Below are 18,646 nucleotides of genomic sequence, written 5' to 3' on the forward strand. Positions count from 1 at the left end.
CCGCCCCTGACGGAAGTGCGCGGCTGACGGGGTTCGGCACGGCGTCAGCCGGCGGCGGTGGGTGGCAGGGTGAGGGTGACCGCGACCGGAAGGTGGTCGCTGGCGGTGCTGCGCGGCGCCACCGGCCCACCGGCCACCACGCCCGGCGAGACCAGGACGTGGTCGATCTGCTCGCGCGGGTCGTCGGCCGGGCTGGTGAACAGGGGCCGGGCCGCGGCTAGCGCGTCCACCAGCCCGGCGCGGGTGAACTCCGCGTACGCCGGGGCGCCCGGCTCGGTGTTCAGGTCCCCGGCGACCACGAGGGGCCGGCCGGCGGCGTACCCCAGGGCGAACCGCGCCACGGCGCGGGCCTGCGCCACCGGCTCCTGGCCGGGCGGCGGTTGCAGGTGGGTGGCGACCACCGCGAGGCGCGCGTCGCCGCCGAGGTCGACGGTGACGCCGAGCGCCTGGGCGCCGGTGGGCGCGCCGACCGCCGCCAGCGCCACGGTCCGGGCCGACTCCACAGGAAACCGGCTGAGCACCGCGTCGCCCCACACCGGGTCGGCGGCGGGCGCGAACACGTACGGCATGCGCAGCCGCGCCGCGAGCAGGGTGAGGGTGTCGTGGCCGCCGTTGAGCAGCCAGCCCCGGTCCACCTCGCCGAGCACCACCACGTCCGGCCGCTCGGCGGCGACCACCCGGGCCAGCCCGTCCGGGTCGAACCGTCCGTCCAGCCCGAACCCCATCCGGACGTTGTACGCAACCACCCGCACGTCGGCGGGCGGGCTGCCGGGCCGGAGCGGGGCGACCTCGGCGGCCGGCAGGTTCGTCACGAGGAGGGCGACCAGGCCGGCGACCACGGCGAAAGGTCTGGTCCACGCCCGGGACGCCGCCCCGGCCGGCACGGCCGTCCCGCCCCGGCGGGCCGGTGCGAGCGCCACGACGGCGACGAGGCCGGCCACGACGACCGGCACCGCCGCGTTCGGGTAGCCGAGGTCGTACGCGGCGTAGTAACCGACGGCGGCGACGGCGAAGAGCAGCATGCCCAGCACCGCCGCGAGCGGCGACCGGTCGGGCCGGCCCGGGGCCCCGGCGGAGACGGCGGCCCCGGCGGGGGCCGAGACAGCGGGGGCCGAGACAGCGGGGGCCGAGACAGCGGGGGCCGAGACAGCGGGGGCCGAGACAGCGGGGGCCCCGGCGGGGGCCGAGGGCTCGACGGATGTGGCGGCGTCCGGGGTACCGGCGGGATCGGGAACGGCGGTCGCGGTGGCCGGGGCGACGATCGGGGCGGCGGCTCCGGCAAGGCTCAGGCACGCGCCGACGCCGGCGGCGGTCAGCAGGACCGCCGGCCCCAGCCAGCCCGGTTCCCCGGCGGCGAACAGCACCGCCCCGAGCAGCAGCGCGAGCGGACCGAGCAGCCGCGCGTACCCGCGTGGCGGCCGGGCCAGCGCGGCGAACAGGAAGACGGCGACGGCGTAGCTGAACAGGGCGGACACGTCACCGGCCGCCGAGCGGGCGAGGCCGTCGCCGGGGTCACGCCGGTAGGAGGAGGCGGTCTCCGCCACCGCCGGGGAGAGCGCCACCATCCCGGTCAGCAGCAGCGCCGGGCCGGCGAGCAGCCACGCGCGGGCACCGCCACTCGGTTCCGCCGGCGGCGCGGGGCGGGTCGTCGCGGCCAGGAAAAGCCCCACGAGGACGACGCTGCCGGCCCACCCGGCCCAGCCGCCCCGCCAGACCAGGTCGTACGTGCCGAGCCCCGCGTGCACGACCGCGCCGAGGGCCAGCCCCAACGCCAGCCCGGGCACCGGCCGGTGGGTGCGGGCCGTGGTGCCGGCCAGCCAGAGCAGCCCGGCCACCAGGCCTGCGGTGGCCAGCCAGAGCTGCGCCCGGCCGCCCGGGGCGGCGGTGAGGGCGAGCCGGAGGCCGGCCAGCGCCACGGCGGCGACCAGAGTGACCGGGCGGGCGCCCAACCGGCGCAGCAGTGGGGGAAAGGCCAGGGCGAGCACGAACCAGCCGAGCGCGAACGCCCCCAGCAGTTCGGCGGGGGTGGCGGCGGCCTGCCCGAAGATGGTGATGACCGAGGGGAGGAAGACCCGCAGCACGTCGATCAGGACGACGATGCCCAGGGCGAGCGTGGCGGTGTGGAGGTGGCGGTAGCGCACGGGCTGCCTTTCGCCGACCGGTGGGGGTCCGGCGATTCTGCGCGCGCCGCACGCCGTCGGTCAACGGGCCGGAACCCGTACCCGGACAAGCGGAAGGGGCGCCCACCGGTCCGGTGGGCGCCCCTTCCGACGGTTCGGCCGGTCAGCGCTTGGTAGCCGCCTTCTTGGCCGAGGACTTCTTCGCCGGCGCCTTCTTGGCCGCCGTGCTCTTGCTCGCCGCGCTCTTGGTCGCCGCCGCGGTGGTCTTCTTCCCCGTGGTCGACTTGGTCGCCGCCGCGGTCTTCTTCGCGGTGGCGGCCTTCTTGGTGGCGGCCGCAGACGCCGTTGTCTTGGTCGCCTTGGCCGGGGCCGCCTTCTTCGTCGCGGCGGTGGCCTTGGCGCCGGTGGCCTTCGTACCCGCCGCCTTGGCCGTCGCGGCCTTCGCCCCGGCCGCCTTCGCCCCGGTGGCCTTGGCGCCCGCCGCCTTGGCCGTCGCGGCCTTCGCGGTCGTCGTCTTGGCCCCGGTCGCCTTGGCGGCCGTGGTCTTGGTGGCGGCTGTGGCGGTCTTCTTCGCCGCCGCCGTGGCCTTCGGCACCTTGCCGCTGGCCACCATCTCCTTGAACCCGGCACCTGGCCGGAAGGTCGGGACGGATGTCTTCTTGACCTTCACCGCCTCGCCGGTCCGCGGGTTGCGCGCTGTTCGGGCTCCCCGGACGCGCTTCTCGAACGCTCCGAATCCGGTGATCGCCACCTTCTCGCCCTTGGTGACCGCCGCCTGGACCTCAGCGAGGACCGCGTCGAGCGCGGCCGTCGCCGTCTTCCGGTCCCCCAGGCGAACGGCGAGCGCCTCGATGAGCTCGGCCTTGTTCACGACTTCCTCCCGATTGTGCAACTGACTCGACGCGAGCCATTCTGCGCGCACGGTATGCCCTGTGCTGCCTGGACACAAACATTCGGTCGAAAAAAGGCCTTGTGTCGCAACGGATTCGCCCCCACCGGGCGGGCCGGTGGGGGCGGAAAGCGATGCCGGATCGGGCGTACGGCTATGCCACGGCGGGCAGGAACGGCGGTCGACCGCGCTCGTACGAGGTGATTTCGGCCTCGTGGCGGAGCGTGAGTCCAATGTCATCCAACCCCTCCAGCAGCCGCCAGCGGCTGAAGTCGTCGAGGGGGAACGACCAGGCGGCATCCCCCGCCCGGACCTCGCGGGAGGTCAGGTCGACGGTGACGGCGGTGGTGGGGTCGGACTCGACGAGGTGCCACAACTCCTCGACGGCTTTCAATTCCAACTCGACCGGCAGCAGACCCTCCTTGAGGGCGTTGCCGCGGAAGATGTCGCCGAACCGGGGCGAGATCACCGCCCGGAACCCCCAGTCCCGCAGCGCCCAGACGGCGTGCTCCCGAGACGACCCCGTACCGAACTCCGGGCCGGCCACGAGAATCGACGCCCCCGAATACACGGAATCGTTCATCACGAATGACGGGTCCTCCCGCCACGCGCTGAACAGCCCGTCGGCGAATCCGGTCCGGGTCACCCGCTTGAGGTACACGGCGGGGATGATCTGATCGGTGTCCACGTTGGAACGGCGCAGCGGCACGGCGGTGCCGGTGTGCACGGTGAACTTGTCCATCTGTCGCGGCTGCCCTTCTACAGGTCGGCGGGGGCGGCCAGCCGGCCGACCACGGCGGTGGCGGCGGCGACCGGCGGCGACACCAGGTGGGTGCGGCCACCCCGGCCCTGACGCCCCTCGAAATTGCGGTTGGAGGTCGAGGCGGAACGCTCCCCCGGGGAGAGCGTGTCCGGGTTCATGCCCAGACACATCGAGCAGCCGGCGAACCGCCACTCGGCCCCGGCGTCGGTGAACACCTTGTCCAGTCCTTCGGCCTCGGCGGCCTCCCGGACGGCTGCGGAGCCGGGGACCACGAGCATCCGTACGCCCTCGGCGACCTTCTGCCCGCGCAGCACGTCGGCGGCGGCCCGCAGGTCCTCCAGCCGGCCGTTGGTGCAGGAGCCGACGAAGACCACGTCGACGGAGAGGTCGCGCAGCGGGGTGCCCGGCGCGAGGTCCATGTATTCCAGGGCCCGGCGGGCGGCGGCCCGTTCGGAGTCGGTGCCGAACTCCTCCGGGTCCGGCACGACCGCGCCCAGCGGGGCGCCCTGACCGGGGTTGGTGCCCCAGGTGACGAACGGGGTGATCCGGCTCGCGTCGAGGGTCACCTCGGCGTCGAAGGTCGCCCCGGCGTCGGTGGGCAGCGTCCGCCAGTGGTCGACCGCCGCGTCCCAGTCGGCCCCCTGCGGCGCGTTCGGCCGCCCCTTGAGGTAGGCGAAGGTGGTCTCGTCCGGCGCGATCATGCCGGCCTTGGCGCCCCACTCGATGGACATGTTGGCGACGGTCATCCGCCCCTCCATGGACAACGCGCGGATCGCCTCGCCCCGGTACTCCACGATGTGCCCGCGCCCGCCGCCGGTGCCGACCTGGGTGATCAGGGCGAGCACCAGGTCCTTGGCGGTGACGCCGGGGCCGAGCTGGCCGGTGACGTTCACGGCCATCGTCTTCGGGCGGGCCTGCGGCAGCGTCTGGGTGGCCAGCACGTGCTCGACCTCGCTGGTGCCGATGCCGAACGCGAGGGCGCCGAACGCCCCGTGGGTGGCGGTGTGTGAATCGCCACAGACGATCGTCATGCCGGGCTGGGTGACCCCGAGCTGCGGGCCGATGACGTGCACGATGCCCTGGTTGGCGTCGCCGAGCGGGTGCAGCCGGACGCCGAACTCGGCGCAGTTGCGGCGCAGCGTCTCGATCTGGGTGCGGGAGGTGGGGTCCGCGATCGTGAGCAGGTCGCCGCGCCGCTGCTGGAACGCCGGATCCGCGTACCCCGTCGGGGTGTTGTGGTCCTCGGTCGCGAGCGTGAGGTCGGTGCGGCGCACGCGGCGGCCGGCGATCCGCAGCCCGTCGAAGGCCTGCGGACTGGTGACCTCGTGCAGCAGGTGCAGGTCGATGTAGAGCAGGTCCGGTTCGCCCTCGGCGGACCGGACGACATGCGTGTCCCAGACCTTCTCGGCCAGGGTCCTCGGTTGAGTGACTCCCACCATCTGGACATCCTAAATTCTGGGAGGTAAGTTTCGGTTTGTGGGACACAGTATGAGCGGTGTCGGCGTTCTCGACAAGGCGGTGGTCATCCTGGCCGCCTGCGTCGACGGCGCCAGCCTGGCCGAACTCGTTGAACGCACCAAGCTGCCCCGGGCCACCGCGCACCGGCTGGCACAGGCGCTGGAGATCCACCGGATGCTGGTCCGGGACACCCAGGGCCGCTGGCGCCCTGGCCCCCGACTCGGTGAGCTCGCCAACGCCGCGCCGGACGTGCTGCTGACAGCGGCGGAGCCGCTGCTGGCCGCGCTGCGCGACGCCACCGGGGAGAGCGCCCAGCTCTACCTGCGCCGCGCCGACGAGCGGATCTGCGTGGCCGCCGCCGAGCGGGCCAGCGGCCTACGGGACACCGTGCCGGTGGGCTCGGTGCTGCCGATGACCGCGGGTTCGGCGGCGCAGATCCTGCTGGCCTGGGAGCCGCCGGAGGCGGTGATGCCGCTGCTGCCCCGGTCGAAGTTCACCGGCCGCACACTGGCCGAGGTACGCCGGCGGGGCTGGGCGCAGAGCGTCGCCGAGCGGGAGGCGGGGGTGGCGAGCGTCTCGGCCCCGATCCGCGACCGCACGGGCCGGGTGATCGCCTCGATCAGCATCTCCGGCCCGATCGAGCGCCTCGGCCGCCGCCCCGGCGAACGCCACGCCATGGCGGTGGTAAGAGCCGGCCAGCGCCTCTCCGGCCTCTAGCCCTCCCCCACCCCCGCCGGGTGGTGGGGTGGGTGTGAGAACGGCCCGTCTCACCGGGGTGAGACGGGCCGAGTGGAGCTGTAGCCCCGACCGGATTCGAACCGGCGCTACCGCCTTGAGAGGGCGGCGTCCTGGGCCACTAGACGACGGGGCCAAGACTTTTCCTGCATCGCCGGCCTGACGGGCGGCGCCGCTGTAGTCTAGCGGCGGGGCCCCTCGCGGGCGCGCAGGGGGTGGGTGCGGGGTCGGCCACAGCGCCGCCACCACCACAGCGCCGCCACCACGGCCCCGGCTGTAGGCCGGCTCCCGGGGCTCACTCGCACGGGCCCGGAATGCGAAATAGGGCCCGGAATGCGAAACAGCCCGCCTCACCGAGGTGAGACGGGCTGATCGGAACTGTAGCCCCGACCGGATTCGAACCGGCGCTACCGCCTTGAGAGGGCGGCGTCCTGGGCCACTAGACGACGGGGCCAGAACCTTCTCCTGCACCACCCTGCCGGGCGGTGCCGCCGAACTCTACCAGAGATTCTTCCAGCCCCCTTGCGGGCGGCCGGAGCGCTCTCCAGCGGGATCCAGCGACCGGCGCTCTCGCGACCACCGGTTGCTGGGGTACCAGGACTCGAACCTAGACTAACTGAACCAGAATCAGTTGGGCTGCCAATTACCCCATACCCCATTGGCACCTCACGGTGCCGTTCGGTGCCTTGCGGCACCGGAGAGAAACTTTACCCTCCCGGCCCCGGCTAGGCCAAATCGGGGGCCCGAAACCCGGGCTGTACTGCGGTTTCGGGCCCGACGAGTCAGCGGACCGGGACGACCGGGTTGGTCAGTTCCCCGATCCCCTCGATACGAACAGTGACGGTATCCCCCTCCACGAGCGGGCTAACCCCCGCGGGGGTGCCGGTGAGCACCACGTCGCCGGGGAGCAGCGTCATCACGTGCGAGACGTACGACACCAGGGCGGGGACGTCGAAGACCATGTCCCGCGTCCGGCCGAGCTGCCGCACCTCCATCTCCTCCGGGTTGCGGCCCACCTCGCACCGGACCTCCAGGTCGGTGACGTCCAGGTCCGTGGTGATCCAGGGTCCGATGGGGCAGAACGAGTCGAAGCCCTTGGCCCGGGTCCACTGCCCGTCGGAGCGCTGGAGGTCCCGGGCGGTCACATCGTTGGCACAGGTGTAGCCGAAGATGGCCCGCTCGGCGGCGGCCCGGTCGGCCCGGCGTGCCCCAGGGGCACCGATCACCACGGCCAGCTCGGCCTCGTGCTCGACCCGCTTGGAGAAGATCGGCAGCCGGATGGCGTCGCGCGGGCCGATCACCGAGGTGGACGGCTTGAGGAAGAGCAGCGGCTCCTTCGGCACCGCGCTGCCCTGCTCGGCGGCGTGCTCAGCGTAGTTGCGGCCGACGCAGACCACCTTGCTGGGCAGGATCGGGGAGAGCAGTCGGACGTCGGAGAGCGCCCACCGGGCGCCGCTGAACTGGATCTGCCCGAACGGGTGGCCCTCGATCTCGGCGATGGTCAGGCCCTGCGGACCCGCCTCCGGCTCGCCCTCGACGGCCCCGAACGACATTCCCTTGGCATGAGCGAAACGAGCGATACGCACCAGGCCAATCTAGCCCCGGGACGACGTCCGGCCGCGCCGACGGGCACGCCAGGGCGGCGAGGCCCGCCTGCTACACGCACGGGACGGCGGTCGGGTGTCGGGAGGGAGGGCCCGGGGCGGGCCACCCTACGTGGTCCGTCGCCGGCGCGGGCCGGGTTCGCCACTTCGTACCCGCACGACGTGGCGTCGCGCCTAGCGTCGGCTACCGGAGGTTCGTTCGTATGCCTGCATCGACACGAAACCACAGGGCCCTCGCAGTGTTCGTACACTGCCTCGGCATCCTCGCCGCCGTGCCGGCACTGCCCACGGTGGCCCCGGAAGCGGCGGCCACGCCGGCAGCGGCGGCCCGCCCGGCGGCAGCCGTCGCCACGCCGACGGAGACCCCGACACCAACCGACTCGGCGACCGCGCCGACGCCGGCGGCTCCCGCGCCGCCGCCGTTGGTCTCGCCGTCCGTGGTGGTGCCGACCCAGGGCGCACCGTCACCGGTGACGGTGGCGGTCACGCCGGCCGGCACACCCGCGCCGGGCTACCAGGTCCAGGTCCGCAACACCGGGAGCCGGCCACTGGCCACCACGGTGCGCCAGGAGCTGCCGGCCGGGACGTCCACGACCTGGATCACCCCCGGCGGGCGGGCCACCCGCTCGGCGGCGAGCACCGAGGTGACCTGGCAGCTCAACCTGCCCGCCCGCAGCACCACCACGCTGCACACCGCGCTCTCCGCCGCCGCGCCGGGCCGACCGCTCACCGCGCCGGCCTGCGCCTTCACGAGCGACGGCAACCGGCCGTACGACTGCGCGACCGCGACCTGGAGCGGCGCGACAGTACCGGCGGCCGAGGTCACCGCGGCCCCGCCGTGGCGCCGGCCCCCGGTGCTACTCGCCGCGCTGGCCGTGGTTCTCCTCGCCGGGCTCGGCGGATTGTGGTGGTGGCAGCGGCGCCGACGCGTGCGCTCCGGTGCCCGGCGGCCCGGTGCGACCGCGCCGGCCGGGACCGCCGGGACGACCGTGCCGGGGACGAGCGACCGGGGGACCGTGTACCCACGGCCCGCCACGCCGACGGCCGTGACCCGCCGCCGGCCCCCGGTCTGGCTGCTAGTGGGGGCGGCCCTGGCGGTCCTGGCCGGGGTGGTCCTCGCGGCCACGCTGACCGCCACCCGGCGGGTCGCCGCGATCGACACGACCAAGCAGCCGACCAGCGGCGCCTGGGTGGGGCGCAGCGCGACGGGGGTCGTGGGCGTGCCGCTGCGCGAGCAGGCGCTGGAGTTCACCGTCTACCGGGTCGCCTGCCCGAGCAGGCCGGTCGCCGGCGGGCAGTGCCAGGCCACCGTCGGGGTCCGCAACGTCAGCCCGCAGCAGCAGACCTGGCACGGTCAGATGCAGCGGGCGTACCTGCCGGGGGGCACCTGGGTCAGCACCGACGAGGCGGCGACCCGGCTGGCCAATCAGGGGCGGGACGTGTTCGCCCAGCCGCTCGCCGCGGGCAGCCGGCTGGTGCTGCCGCTGGTGTTCACGGTCGACGGCCCGGCCCGGCCGAAGCAGCTCGAGCTGCGCAGCGGAGTGTTCTCCGCCGGGGTCCGGGTGGACGTGCCCTGACCCGGCACCCACCCCGGGCCGGGCCGGGGCGGGCGCAGCGGGCGGGCGGGCGGGCGGGCGGCGGTCGTACGCTGGGACGGTGACCGCCGCCCTCGCCCCCGCCGCGCCGCTGCACCTGACCGACTGGCAGGCCCGGCGGCGCGCCCACGAGGAGCGGGTCGACGGGTGGCTGACCCCGCACCTGGCCCGCCGCCGCACCGGCGCGAAGCACCCGGTGGAGGACTTCCTCTTCACCTACTACTCGCACCGCCCCGCCCAGCTCCGCCGCTGGCATCCCGGGGCGGGCGTGGTGCTGCGCGGCGCGGACCCGGCCGAGTTCGGCCCGGACTACCGGGCCACCGCCGCCGGGCTCACCCTCGACACCGATGCGGTACGCGCCCGGCGGGCCGGCTCGGTGGACTGGATCCGCGCCCTGCTCGCGGCGACCGCCGGCCGGCCGGCGCACCTGGGCTGCTTCGGGATGCACGAGTGGGCGATGGTCTACCGGCAGACCCAGGAGGAGGTACGCCACAACGCGTGGCCGCTGCGGCTCAGCCCGGCGGAGACGGCAGCCGTGGTCGAGGAGCGGGGCGTGCGGTGCAGCCACTTCGACGCGTACCGGTTCTTCACCGCGCCGGCCCGGCCACTGAACCTGCTCGCCCCCACCCGGGAGAGCCAGCACGACCTGGAGCAGCCGGGCTGTCTGCACGCCAACATGGACCTCTACAAGTGGGCGTACAAGCTGTCCCCGCTGGTCTGCTCGGAGCTGGTGGCCGACGGCTTCGCCCTGGCCCGGGAGATCCGCGCGTTGGACATGCGGGCCAGCCCGTACGACCTGGCCGCGCTCGGGTACCCGCCGGTCCGGGTGGAGACGCCGGAGGGCCGCGCCGAGTACGCCGCCGCGCAGCGCGGTTTCGCCGAGCGGGCCGCCGTCCTGCGCGCCCGGCTGCTCGCCGCGCTCGGCTGAGCGGAGGGGCCCCTCCCGACGCCCGTGGCGCGGCAGGGGCCCCTCCTCAGCCTCCCGGCCTCAGCTCGCCGTGCAGCTCAGGGTGGGGACGGTGGGCGCGGCGGTGCTGCTGCCGAGGAAACCGAAGGTGGCCTCCGCGCCCGGGGCGAGCGCCCCGTTCCAGCTCACGTTGCGGGCGGTGACCGCGCCGCCGGTCTGGGTCAGCTCGGCGTTCCACCCCTGGCTGATCCGCTGGCCGTCGGGGAGGGTGAGGCCGACCGTCCAGCCGGCGGTCCGGGCGGTCCCGGTGTTGCGGACGGTCACCTCACCCTGGAAGCCGCCCTGCCACTGCCCGACGATCCGGTAGCCGGCCGTGCAGCCGGCCCCCGGGGTCGGCGTCGCCGTCGGCGTGGCGGTGGGCGTCGGCGTCGGCGTGTTCGTCGGGGTCGGGGTGGGGGTGGGGGTGGTGCCGGAGAGCGCGGCGACTAGCGCCGGGTACCAGCGGTCCGACATCTTCTGATCGCCGGCGGCGTTGGGGTGCACCCCGTCGTACGTGTCGGTGGCGGTGCTGAAGCCCGCCCACTGGTCGACGACCACGATCGGGGACTGTGCGGTGGTCTTCCCCGCCGCCCAGCCGTCGATCGCGCTGTTGAACGCGACCACCCGCTGCCCGCACTCGGCGCAGCTGGCCGGGGCCATCGGAATGATCTTCGCAACGATCACCCGCATCGCCGGGTTGCTGGCCCGCATCTGGTCCACCAGCTTCGAGTGGGCGGCCAGGATGGTCGCCGGCGCGATGTTGCTCCACACGTCGTTGGTGGCGAAGTGCATGAGCACGATGTCGGGGTGGGTGGCGGAGAGCCAGCCGGGGAGCAGGTTCTGGTTGGCGACGTTCGTCACCAGGTACCCGCCGTGGCCCTCGTTGTCACCGTCGTACGCCTGCCCGCAGCCCTGCGGGCCGAGCGTGCCGACGAAGTCGATGTTCGTGTGGCCGGTGGACTGGAGGCGGTTCCAGAGGATGGACCGCCAACAACCGGGCGAGCCGGTGATCGAGTCGCCGAGCGGCATGATCCGTACCGGCGCGGCGGCGGCCGGCGCGGCGGACGCGGGAAGGGTGGGCGTGGCGGCGAACAGCCCGGTCAGCAGGGTGAGGGAAACGGCCGCGAGGGCGGCGAGCAGGGCCGGAACGATTGGCCTTCGAAGCATGGTGAGGGGGCTCCTGTCACGTGACGTCGTGCGGTCGGTGACGGCCCGGTTACTCCCAGGGCTATTCCACCAGATCGCCGCCCGTCCCTCAACGGCCTCCCCGATTTTCCGCCGGCACGTCAGTCGTCGTCGGCCCGGCGGTCGCGTTTGCGCTGGGACTGGCGCTTCTTGTCGGCGAGGCGGCGCTCCTTGGCGCGCCGCGACGGGCGGGTCGGGCGGCGTGGCGGGGGTGGCGGGGCCACCGCCTCGCGCAGCAGCGCCACCATCCGCTCCCGGGCCGCCTCCCGGTTGGCGAGCTGGGCCCGGTGCTCGCTCGCGGCGATGGTGAGCACCCCGTCGACCAGCCGGCCGGCCAGGCGTTGCAGCGCCCGGGCGCGCAGCGGCTCCGGCAGGCTCGGCGAGCCGGCCACGTCGAAGCTCAGCTCCACCCGCGAGTCGGTGGTGTTGACGCCCTGCCCACCCGGGCCCGACGAGCGGGAGAACCGCTCGCGCAGCTCGGCGTCCGGCACGACCAGTCGGTCGGTCACCCGCAGTCCGTCGTCCACGCCCCGAGGCTAGCGCCCCACCCGCGCCGGTGGTCGGGCATCCCCCGAGGGGCCGGGGGCTCAGCCGCCCTTGCCGATGATGGTGTCGGCGGTCTGTTGCACCTGTTCGATCGGGATGGCGAAACCGATGCCGATCGAGCCGCTGCCGTCGATGGTGGCGATGGCGGTGTTCACCCCGACCACCTCGCCCCGGGCGTTGACCAACGGGCCGCCGGAGTTGCCCGGGTTGATCGACGCGTCGGTCTGCACCGCCCGGTGTCGGGTGGTGCCGAGCCGCACCTGGCGGTCGAGCGCGCTGACGATGCCCGCGGTGACGGTGCCGGCCAGCCCGAGCGGGGAACCGACCGCGAGCACCGGCTCGCCGACCCGGGTGGCGCCCGGCTTGGCCAGTGGCAGCGGGGCCAGGCCGGCGTCCGGGGGCACCCGGAGCACGGCCAGGTCGCTGCCCGGCTCCCGGCCGACCACCTCGGCGGGGAACCGCCGGCCGTCCGGCAGCTCCACCGTGACCGCCGTACCGCCGCCCTTGGCCAGGATGTGGTCGTTGGTGATCAGGTGCTGCTGGTCGTCGATGGCGAACCCGGAGCCGGTCGCCGCGGCACCGGACGCGCCCCCGACCAGCACCGAAACCACGCCCGGCACGGTCCGCTCGGCGGCGGTGACCAGCTCGGCGGGCACCGGTGCCGCCGACGCCGCCGACGGGCCCGGCGCACCGGCCTCGTCGGCGACCCACATGCCGGCCGCCGCGCCGGACAGGGTGGACAGGGCCACCACCCCGGCGGCGGCCAGCAGCCGGTCCCGCCAGCCGCGCCGCCAGCCGCCACCCTCCTGACCGGGCACGTCCCACCGGCCCCGTCCGTCCGGGTCGAGTTCGGGCGAGACGAACCACGGTCCGCGCGGCTCGCCCAGTCCGGTCTGCACTGCCATGCGTGCGCTCCTCACGTCCTCGTCACCGCAGATGTCCGTCTCGGGAAACCGGAATGGTCGGCGTGCCGACGCGCCGGGAACCCGCCTGACCAGCTCAGGGCAGCCGGGAGAACCACCGCATCGACCCCGCCGCGGCCCCCATCGCCAGGACCAGCCCGAGCCCGATGAACCGGGCGGAGACGTCCTGCCGCTCCCGGCGGTAGCCGACCGAGGTGCCGATGTCGTCGTAGACCGCCCGCAGCTCCGCGCTGCTGGTCGCCTCGTGGAAGCCGCCCCCGGTGGAGTCGGCGACCGCCCTGAGGGTCTGCCCGTCCACCGGCACCTGGATGGGCCGGCCGCCCCGGTCGACGAACCCGGACGGGGTGCCGAACGAAATGGTGTGCACCGGCACCTTCGCCGCGACCGCCTCGTCGGCGGCCTCCATCGGGTCCATGCCGGAGGTGTTCGCCCCGTCGGAGAGCAGGATGATCCGGGCCGGCGGTGGCTGCTTGGCCGCCTGGCTGTCCAGCCCCTTCAACGCGCCGAGCGAGGTGTTGATCGCCTCGCCGATGGCGGTGCCCTGCACGCCGGTGGCACCCTCGGCGAGGCGGTCGATGCCCTCGTGCAGGGCCTCCCGGTCGGTGCCGGGCGGCACCAGCACCGCGGCGCTGCCGGCGAACGCGACCAGCCCCACGTTGAACTCGTCGGGCAGGCCGTCGACGAACCGCCGGGCGGCCTGCTTGGCCGCGCTGAGCCGGTCCGGTTCGACGTCGGAGGCGAGCATCGAGGTCGACACGTCCACGGCCACCATGACGGTGGCCCGTTCCCGGGGCACCCGCACCTCGTCGTGCGGACGGGCGAAGCCCACCACCAGCAGCGCCAGCATGGCCAGGAAGAGGCCGGCCGGCAGGTGCCGGCGCCACGCGGGGCGGTGCGGGGCGACCCGGTCGAGCAGCCGCAGGTTGGTGAAGCGGACGGCGTACCGGCTGCGGCGGCGCTGGGCCAGCAGGTAGCCGGCGGCCAGGGCGGCGACCCCGAGCAGCAACCAGAGCCGGGCGGGTGACTGCCAGTTCACGCGGCACCTCCCCGCGCCGTGCCCGGCCCCCGCGTCGGGCCGCCCCCGCTCGCCGCCGGCGCCAGGGCGAGCCGGCGCTGGGCGTGCACGTGCCGGACGATGTCGGCGCACCAGTCCCGGTCGGTGCGCAGCGGCAAGTGGCCCGCCCCGCACCGGCGCAGCGCCTGGCTGACCTGGTCACGTTGGGCGGCGGCGGCCTCGGCGTACCGCTCGCGCAGCCGGAGGTCGCCGGTCCACACCTCCCGATGCCGGCCGGTCTCCGGGTCGACCAGGGTGATCAGGCCGACGTCCGGCAGCTCCAGTTCACGCGGGTCGGTCACCTGCACGGCGAGCACCTGGTGCCGCACGGCGAGCCGGCGCAGCGGCGCCTCCCAGGGCGGCGGGGCCGCCGGGTCGTCGGGCAGCCCGTCGAGGAAGTCGGAGACCACCACGACCAGGCCCCGTCGGGTGGCGACCCGCCCCACCGCGGCCAGCCCGTCGGTCAGGTCCGGGGGCGCCAGCGGCGCGGTGTCCAGTTCGTACCCGCCGACGCGCGGCGCGGACAGCAACGTGCGGAGCAGCCCGAGCAGGTGGGTCCGGCCGCTGCGGGCGGGGAACCGGCGCAGCCCGTCCGGGGCCAGCAGTTGGGCGCCGAGCCGGTTGCCGGAGCCGGCGGTGAGGAAGCCGACCGCCGCCACCGCGGCCACCGCCAGCTCGCGCTTGTCCAGTTCGGCGGTGCCGTACTCCATGCTCGGGCTGGCGTCCACCAGCAACCAGGTGGTCAGCTCCCGGTCGGCGTCGACCTCGCGGACGTGCGGGACGGTGGTCCGGGCGGTGACGGCCCAGTCCATCCGGCGCACCTCGTCCTCGCCCGGCCGGTACTCGCGGCTGCCGGCGACCTCGCTGCCCGGGCCGGGCAGCAGCCCGCGGTACTGGCCGTGCAGCAGCCCGTCCAGGCGGCGGGTGACGGTCAGCTCCAGCCGGCGCAGCCGCCCGCCGGGCGCTAGGTCCGCCAGGGTCGGGTCGGCCAGGGTCGGGGCGGCCTGCGGGGCCCCGCTCCACGTCGGTGGAGCCCCGTTCGACGCCCGCGTGGTCCCGCCCCGGGCGGGCGGGACGGCGGAGCCCCTCACGCCGCCGCCAGGTCGGTGGCGTACCCGGTGTGGTGGGTGGCGATCCGCGGCGGCGGCACCGCGTCGACCAGCCGGCGCACCACCGCCTCGGCGGAGACCCCGTCGGCGACCGCGTCGAAGGAGAGCACCAGCCGGTGGGCGAGGACGTCCACCGCCAGTTCCCGGACGTCCTCGGGCAGCACGTGGTCCCGGCCGCGCAGCAGCGCCTGGGCCCGGGCGGCGGCGACCAGGCCCAGGGTGGCCCGGGGGCTGGCCCCGTACGCCAGCAACGGCGCGATCTCGGGCAGCCCGAACCGGCCGGGGTCCCGGGTAGCCAGGATCAGCCGGACGACGTACTCGGCGAGGGCGTGGTGCACGAAGACGTCGCCGGCCCGGCGTTGCAGCGCGCGCAGCCGCCCGGGGTCGAGCACCGGGCGGGGACTCGGCCGGCCGGCGCTCATCCGGTAGAGGATGGCCAGTTCGTCGGCGTCCCCCGGGTAGTCCACGACGATCTTGAGGAGGAACCGGTCGCGCTGCGCCTCGGGGAGCTGGTACACGCCCTCGGACTCGATCGGGTTCTGGGTGGCGAGCACCAGGAACGGGTCGGGGACGGGCCAGCTCCGCCCACCGATGGAGACCTGCCGCTCGGCCATCGCCTCGAGCAGCGCGGACTGCACCTTGGCCGGGGCACGGTTGATCTCGTCGGCGAGCAGCAGGTTGGCCATGATCGGGCCGAGTTCGACGTCGAAGCTCTCCTTCGAGGCCCGGTAGATGCGGGTGCCGACGATGTCGGAGGGCACCAGGTCCGGGGTGAACTGGATCCGGGAGAAGGTTCCGCCGACCACAGTGGCGAGGGTGTGCGCGGCGAGCGTCTTGGCCACGCCGGGGACGCCCTCCAGCAGGCAGTGGCCGTTCGCGAGCAGCGCGGTGAGCAGGCGTTCGACGAGCCGATCCTGCCCGACGATCACGCGTTTGACCTCGAAGAGCGTCTGTTGCAGCTCGGCGCCGGTCGGATCGGGATCGACCGGGCTGGGCAGGCTGGCCAGGGTGTCCGAGATGTCCGTCACGGTGCTTGCTTCCCGGCCGGCGGTCCGGCAAACGTCGGAAATTACGCCACTCGGGGCCCGTTGTCCCCCTGACCGGGGCGACCGTCGCCGATCCGCCGCAAAGCACGCCCCGGGTCCGGGAGCGGACGCGACGACGCCGGCCCACCGGGGCCGGCGTCGTCGGTTGGCACGGATCAGGGGGTGAACACCGCCAGGTGGAAGGGCCGGTCCGACGGGGCACCGGTCGAGTCGACCGTCTGCACGAACACGCCGTTCGGCGTGCCGAGCCGCGGCGCGACCGAGACCTCGCCGGCCGGCGGGACGCAGCAGTTGGCGGCGTCGCCGACGTTGGCCACGTACGCGCCCCGGACCAGGCTGTGGTTGAAGATGACCTGGTACTGGCCGGGGCCGTACCTGGTCGCGGAGACCGAGTCGTGCCCGCGGAGCAGCACGCCGGCGCTGCTGACCACCGCGAAGGAGGTGGAGCCGGCCACGAAGGACGGGCTCACGCCTTCCCGCAGCGCCGCCTTGGCCTGGGCCGCCTCGGCCGGCGTCACCGTCGGCTGGCCCACCCGCGCGGGGGGGCGGGCCCCCGGCTGCCCGGTCTGGGCCACGGGCTTCGCCGTCGTCGTCTCGGCGACGGCGATACCGCCACCGGTCAGCGTCAGCGCCAGCACCCCGAACGTGACCGCAGCCGCCCTACCGGAAATGAATCTCGCCATGACAGGTTCCCCTTTTGTTAACCGTGTCGAAACGACCGGCTCGTCAGGCAACGAGTCGGATTGATTCCGAGCCCGATCGGCGCTTCTCAGGAACGTCGACACAGCCCTCGCCGACACATTGACAATGCCGGAGGAGCAGGCCGCCAGACGGCCCCTGAACAGGCATTACTACCGAGAACGCCGGGGCTGGAACCAGGTGGAAACTAGCACCGTGAAAAGCGCATGGTCAATAGGCGGCCACGGCGTTTCAGATTTATTCAGACGATCGAAAAATTGCGAAACATGAGCGCTGGGAAATTCACGAAAGGCGCCCGGGCCCGGGGTCACTGCGTTGTCGCGGGTGCGATCCCTGGCCGGCCCGGGGACCGTGGCCCGGGGACCGTGGCCCGGGGACCGTGGCCCGGGGCGGAGCTATGGGCGCGGCGGTCGATGCTGTGGGGCGGGCCTATGGAGCTGAGTCGTCCACGTCATCACCGCCGTCGGGCCACCGTCGCGCTACCCACCGCCCCCGTCGCTTGCGGTCGCCGAGCACGGCGAGCGTGGCTGATGTCGTATCCGACTCAGCTTCATAGGCGCCGGGAGGCGTACCTGCCGCGGAGCGGCACCACGCCAGGAACACGAGAGGCCGGCAGAACCGTCACGCTCCGCCCGCGTTGCACCGGGGGCAGCAGAGCAAAGGGGGCGTTGCGGTGTCCCCGCCGGTCGGCGACGACGTCAGCGTCGGCGTTCCCGCCCCCGGCCCCGCCCCGCCCCCGGGGTGGGGACTTCACGATCGTCTGCTGATTTTGGAGAACTCGCCCGGCGTGGCGTCTCACAAATCAGCAGACGATCACGCCCGACAGGCTGCCGTGCACCCCCAGACCTCCTGATGGCCGGTTCCGGTTGGCGGCGATCGCCTGCCCGCCGCCGGAGACGTGGCCGGGCGTCTCCCGCACCTCGACACGGGCGCTAGCGTGTCGCCGTGGACACGTCCGAGAAGGCGCCGCCCGGGTTCGACCGGGGTGCCCGGGCCCGCGCGTGGCTCTGCTGGCTGGCCGTGGCGCCCGGGCTGGCCTGGGCTGCGGTCCGGCTGACCGGCCTGGAACGGGGCCCGCTCGTGCAGGCGGTCGCCTTCACCCCGTACGTGGCGGCCTGGACGCCCGTGCCGCTGCTACTCGCGCTCGCCCTGCGGCGCCGCTGGCCGGCGGCGGTCGCGGCCCTGGTCGCGGTGGCGCTGATCGGGACGGTCGCGCCCCGGGCGCTGCCCGGCGGGCAGCCCGCCGCGCAGGGGCCGGAGCTGCGGCTGCTCACCGCCAACCTGCTGGCCGGCGCGGCCGACGTCCGCACCGTGGTGGACCTGGTCCGCGCGCACCGGGTCGACGTGCTGACCGTGCAGGAGTTCACCCCTGAGGCGGCAACCGAGCTGGACCGGCTGGGCCTGGCCGGCCTGCTGCCCCACCGGCAGCTCAACCCGCAGGTGGGCACCACCGGCTCGGGCCTCTACGCCCGGTTCCCGATCGTCGGGGGCGGGATCCGGCAGAACCGCGGCGGCTGGGGCTTCAGCCAGGCGTACGGCACGGTACTGCCGCCGGGCGGGCCGCCGGTGCGGATCGAGTCGGCCCATCCGGCGGCCCCGTACGCGGTCGACCAGGTCGGGGCCTGGCGTGCCGATCTGGAGGCGCAGCCGGCGGCCACCCCGACGGCGGGGCTGTCGATCCTGGCCGGGGACTTCAACGCCACCCTCGACCACGCGCCGCTGCGCTCCCTGCTGGCCACCGGGTACGCCGACGCGGCCGATGCGGCCGGCGCCGGGCTCACCGGCACCTGGGGGCCCTACGACGGTGACCTGATCCCGCCGGTGACGATCGACCACGTGCTGGTGGACCGGCGGATCGCCGTCCGGTCGGTGGCGGTGCACCCGCTGCCGGGCAGCGACCACCGCGCGGTCCTCGCGGGGCTGCGGGTGCCCGCCCCACCCCCGACGGGCGGGTGAGCGGGCGACCCCTGCGCG

The 18,646-nt window shown here is 74.7% G+C and carries 16 protein-coding genes and 3 tRNA genes; 4 read left to right on the plus strand and 15 right to left on the minus strand.

Annotation, left to right across the window (positions count from 1 at the left end):
• Positions 1–44: 44 nt before the first annotated feature.
• The 4 genes from ACFYZF_RS06400 to leuC form a co-directional block, all read right to left on the minus strand.
• Positions 45–2,141, minus strand: a complete 2,097-nt coding sequence (locus ACFYZF_RS06400) for an endonuclease/exonuclease/phosphatase family protein (protein WP_387016583.1) — start codon at positions 2,139–2,141, stop codon at positions 45–47.
• A 142-nt stretch (positions 2,142–2,283) separates the two neighbouring features.
• Complete coding sequence (locus ACFYZF_RS06405) at positions 2,284–2,991, minus strand: HU family DNA-binding protein (protein ID WP_387016585.1); 708 nt, start codon at positions 2,989–2,991, stop codon at positions 2,284–2,286.
• A gap of 172 nt (positions 2,992–3,163) precedes the next feature.
• Positions 3,164–3,751, minus strand: coding sequence for a 3-isopropylmalate dehydratase small subunit (gene leuD, locus ACFYZF_RS06410; RefSeq protein WP_387016586.1), 588 nt, complete (start codon positions 3,749–3,751; stop codon positions 3,164–3,166).
• Between the two features lie 17 nt (positions 3,752–3,768).
• Complete coding sequence (leuC, locus tag ACFYZF_RS06415; protein WP_387016587.1) at positions 3,769–5,211, minus strand: 3-isopropylmalate dehydratase large subunit; 1,443 nt, start codon at positions 5,209–5,211, stop codon at positions 3,769–3,771.
• Positions 5,212–5,260: 49 nt separating this feature from the next.
• Between leuC and ACFYZF_RS06420 the strand changes: the two genes are divergently transcribed.
• The gene (locus ACFYZF_RS06420) at positions 5,261–5,947 is read left to right on the plus strand and encodes an IclR family transcriptional regulator (RefSeq protein ID WP_091671614.1); all 687 of its coding nucleotides are present in this window, start codon (positions 5,261–5,263) and stop codon (positions 5,945–5,947) included.
• Between the two features lie 81 nt (positions 5,948–6,028).
• Here ACFYZF_RS06420 and ACFYZF_RS06425 read toward each other — a convergent pair.
• The 4 genes from ACFYZF_RS06425 to ACFYZF_RS06440 all read right to left on the minus strand — a co-directional run bounded on the left by ACFYZF_RS06425 (position 6,029) and on the right by ACFYZF_RS06440 (position 7,551).
• Positions 6,029–6,101: transfer RNA gene (locus ACFYZF_RS06425), tRNA-Glu, on the minus strand.
• 245 nt (positions 6,102–6,346) lie between these two features.
• Positions 6,347–6,419 (minus strand) — tRNA-Glu (locus ACFYZF_RS06430).
• Positions 6,420–6,551: 132 nt separating this feature from the next.
• Positions 6,552–6,623 (minus strand) — tRNA-Gln (locus ACFYZF_RS06435).
• A 124-nt stretch (positions 6,624–6,747) separates the two neighbouring features.
• Positions 6,748–7,551: a fumarylacetoacetate hydrolase family protein gene (locus tag ACFYZF_RS06440; RefSeq protein ID WP_387016589.1), complete on the minus strand. Its 804-nt coding sequence runs from the start codon at positions 7,549–7,551 to the stop codon at positions 6,748–6,750.
• A 221-nt stretch (positions 7,552–7,772) separates the two neighbouring features.
• Between ACFYZF_RS06440 and ACFYZF_RS06445 the strand changes: the two genes are divergently transcribed.
• Positions 7,773–9,146: a hypothetical protein gene (locus tag ACFYZF_RS06445; RefSeq protein WP_387016591.1), complete on the plus strand. Its 1,374-nt coding sequence runs from the start codon at positions 7,773–7,775 to the stop codon at positions 9,144–9,146.
• A 79-nt stretch (positions 9,147–9,225) separates the two neighbouring features.
• Complete coding sequence (locus ACFYZF_RS06450; RefSeq protein WP_387016593.1) at positions 9,226–10,092, plus strand: 3-methyladenine DNA glycosylase; 867 nt, start codon at positions 9,226–9,228, stop codon at positions 10,090–10,092.
• Between the two features lie 60 nt (positions 10,093–10,152).
• On the opposite strand, the gene ACFYZF_RS06455 is transcribed toward ACFYZF_RS06450, so the two are convergent.
• The 7 genes from ACFYZF_RS06455 to ACFYZF_RS06485 all read right to left on the minus strand — a co-directional run bounded on the left by ACFYZF_RS06455 (position 10,153) and on the right by ACFYZF_RS06485 (position 16,656).
• Positions 10,153–11,277, minus strand: coding sequence for a cellulose binding domain-containing protein (locus tag ACFYZF_RS06455; protein ID WP_387016595.1), 1,125 nt, complete (start codon positions 11,275–11,277; stop codon positions 10,153–10,155).
• Positions 11,278–11,396: 119 nt separating this feature from the next.
• Positions 11,397–11,822, minus strand: a complete 426-nt coding sequence (arfB, locus tag ACFYZF_RS06460) for an alternative ribosome rescue aminoacyl-tRNA hydrolase ArfB (RefSeq protein WP_350885831.1) — start codon at positions 11,820–11,822, stop codon at positions 11,397–11,399.
• Positions 11,823–11,882: 60 nt separating this feature from the next.
• Positions 11,883–12,746 carry a S1C family serine protease gene (locus tag ACFYZF_RS06465; RefSeq protein WP_387016597.1) on the minus strand — a complete coding sequence of 288 codons (864 nt, stop codon included), beginning with the start codon at positions 12,744–12,746 and terminating at the stop codon, positions 11,883–11,885.
• Between the two features lie 94 nt (positions 12,747–12,840).
• On the minus strand, positions 12,841–13,800 hold the full coding sequence (locus ACFYZF_RS06470) for a VWA domain-containing protein (protein WP_387016599.1): 960 nt from the start codon (positions 13,798–13,800) through the stop codon (positions 12,841–12,843).
• Positions 13,797–14,810 carry a DUF58 domain-containing protein gene (locus ACFYZF_RS06475; RefSeq protein WP_387017117.1) on the minus strand — a complete coding sequence of 338 codons (1,014 nt, stop codon included), beginning with the start codon at positions 14,808–14,810 and terminating at the stop codon, positions 13,797–13,799. The genes ACFYZF_RS06470 and ACFYZF_RS06475 overlap by 4 nt, the downstream gene beginning before the upstream one ends.
• A gap of 95 nt (positions 14,811–14,905) precedes the next feature.
• Positions 14,906–15,955, minus strand: coding sequence for an AAA family ATPase (locus ACFYZF_RS06480; RefSeq protein WP_387016601.1), 1,050 nt, complete (start codon positions 15,953–15,955; stop codon positions 14,906–14,908).
• A gap of 173 nt (positions 15,956–16,128) precedes the next feature.
• A complete protein-coding gene (locus ACFYZF_RS06485) occupies positions 16,129–16,656 on the minus strand; it encodes a hypothetical protein (protein ID WP_387016602.1) in 528 nt (175 codons plus the stop codon).
• 1,030 nt (positions 16,657–17,686) lie between these two features.
• Here ACFYZF_RS06485 and ACFYZF_RS06490 point away from each other — a divergent pair.
• Complete coding sequence (locus ACFYZF_RS06490; protein WP_387017119.1) at positions 17,687–18,628, plus strand: endonuclease/exonuclease/phosphatase family protein; 942 nt, start codon at positions 17,687–17,689, stop codon at positions 18,626–18,628.
• Positions 18,629–18,646: the final 18 nt, after the last annotated feature.

It is taken from the genome of Micromonospora sp. NPDC001898 (assembly GCF_042891255.1).
Taxonomy (GTDB): Bacteria; Actinomycetota; Actinomycetes; order Mycobacteriales; family Micromonosporaceae; genus Micromonospora.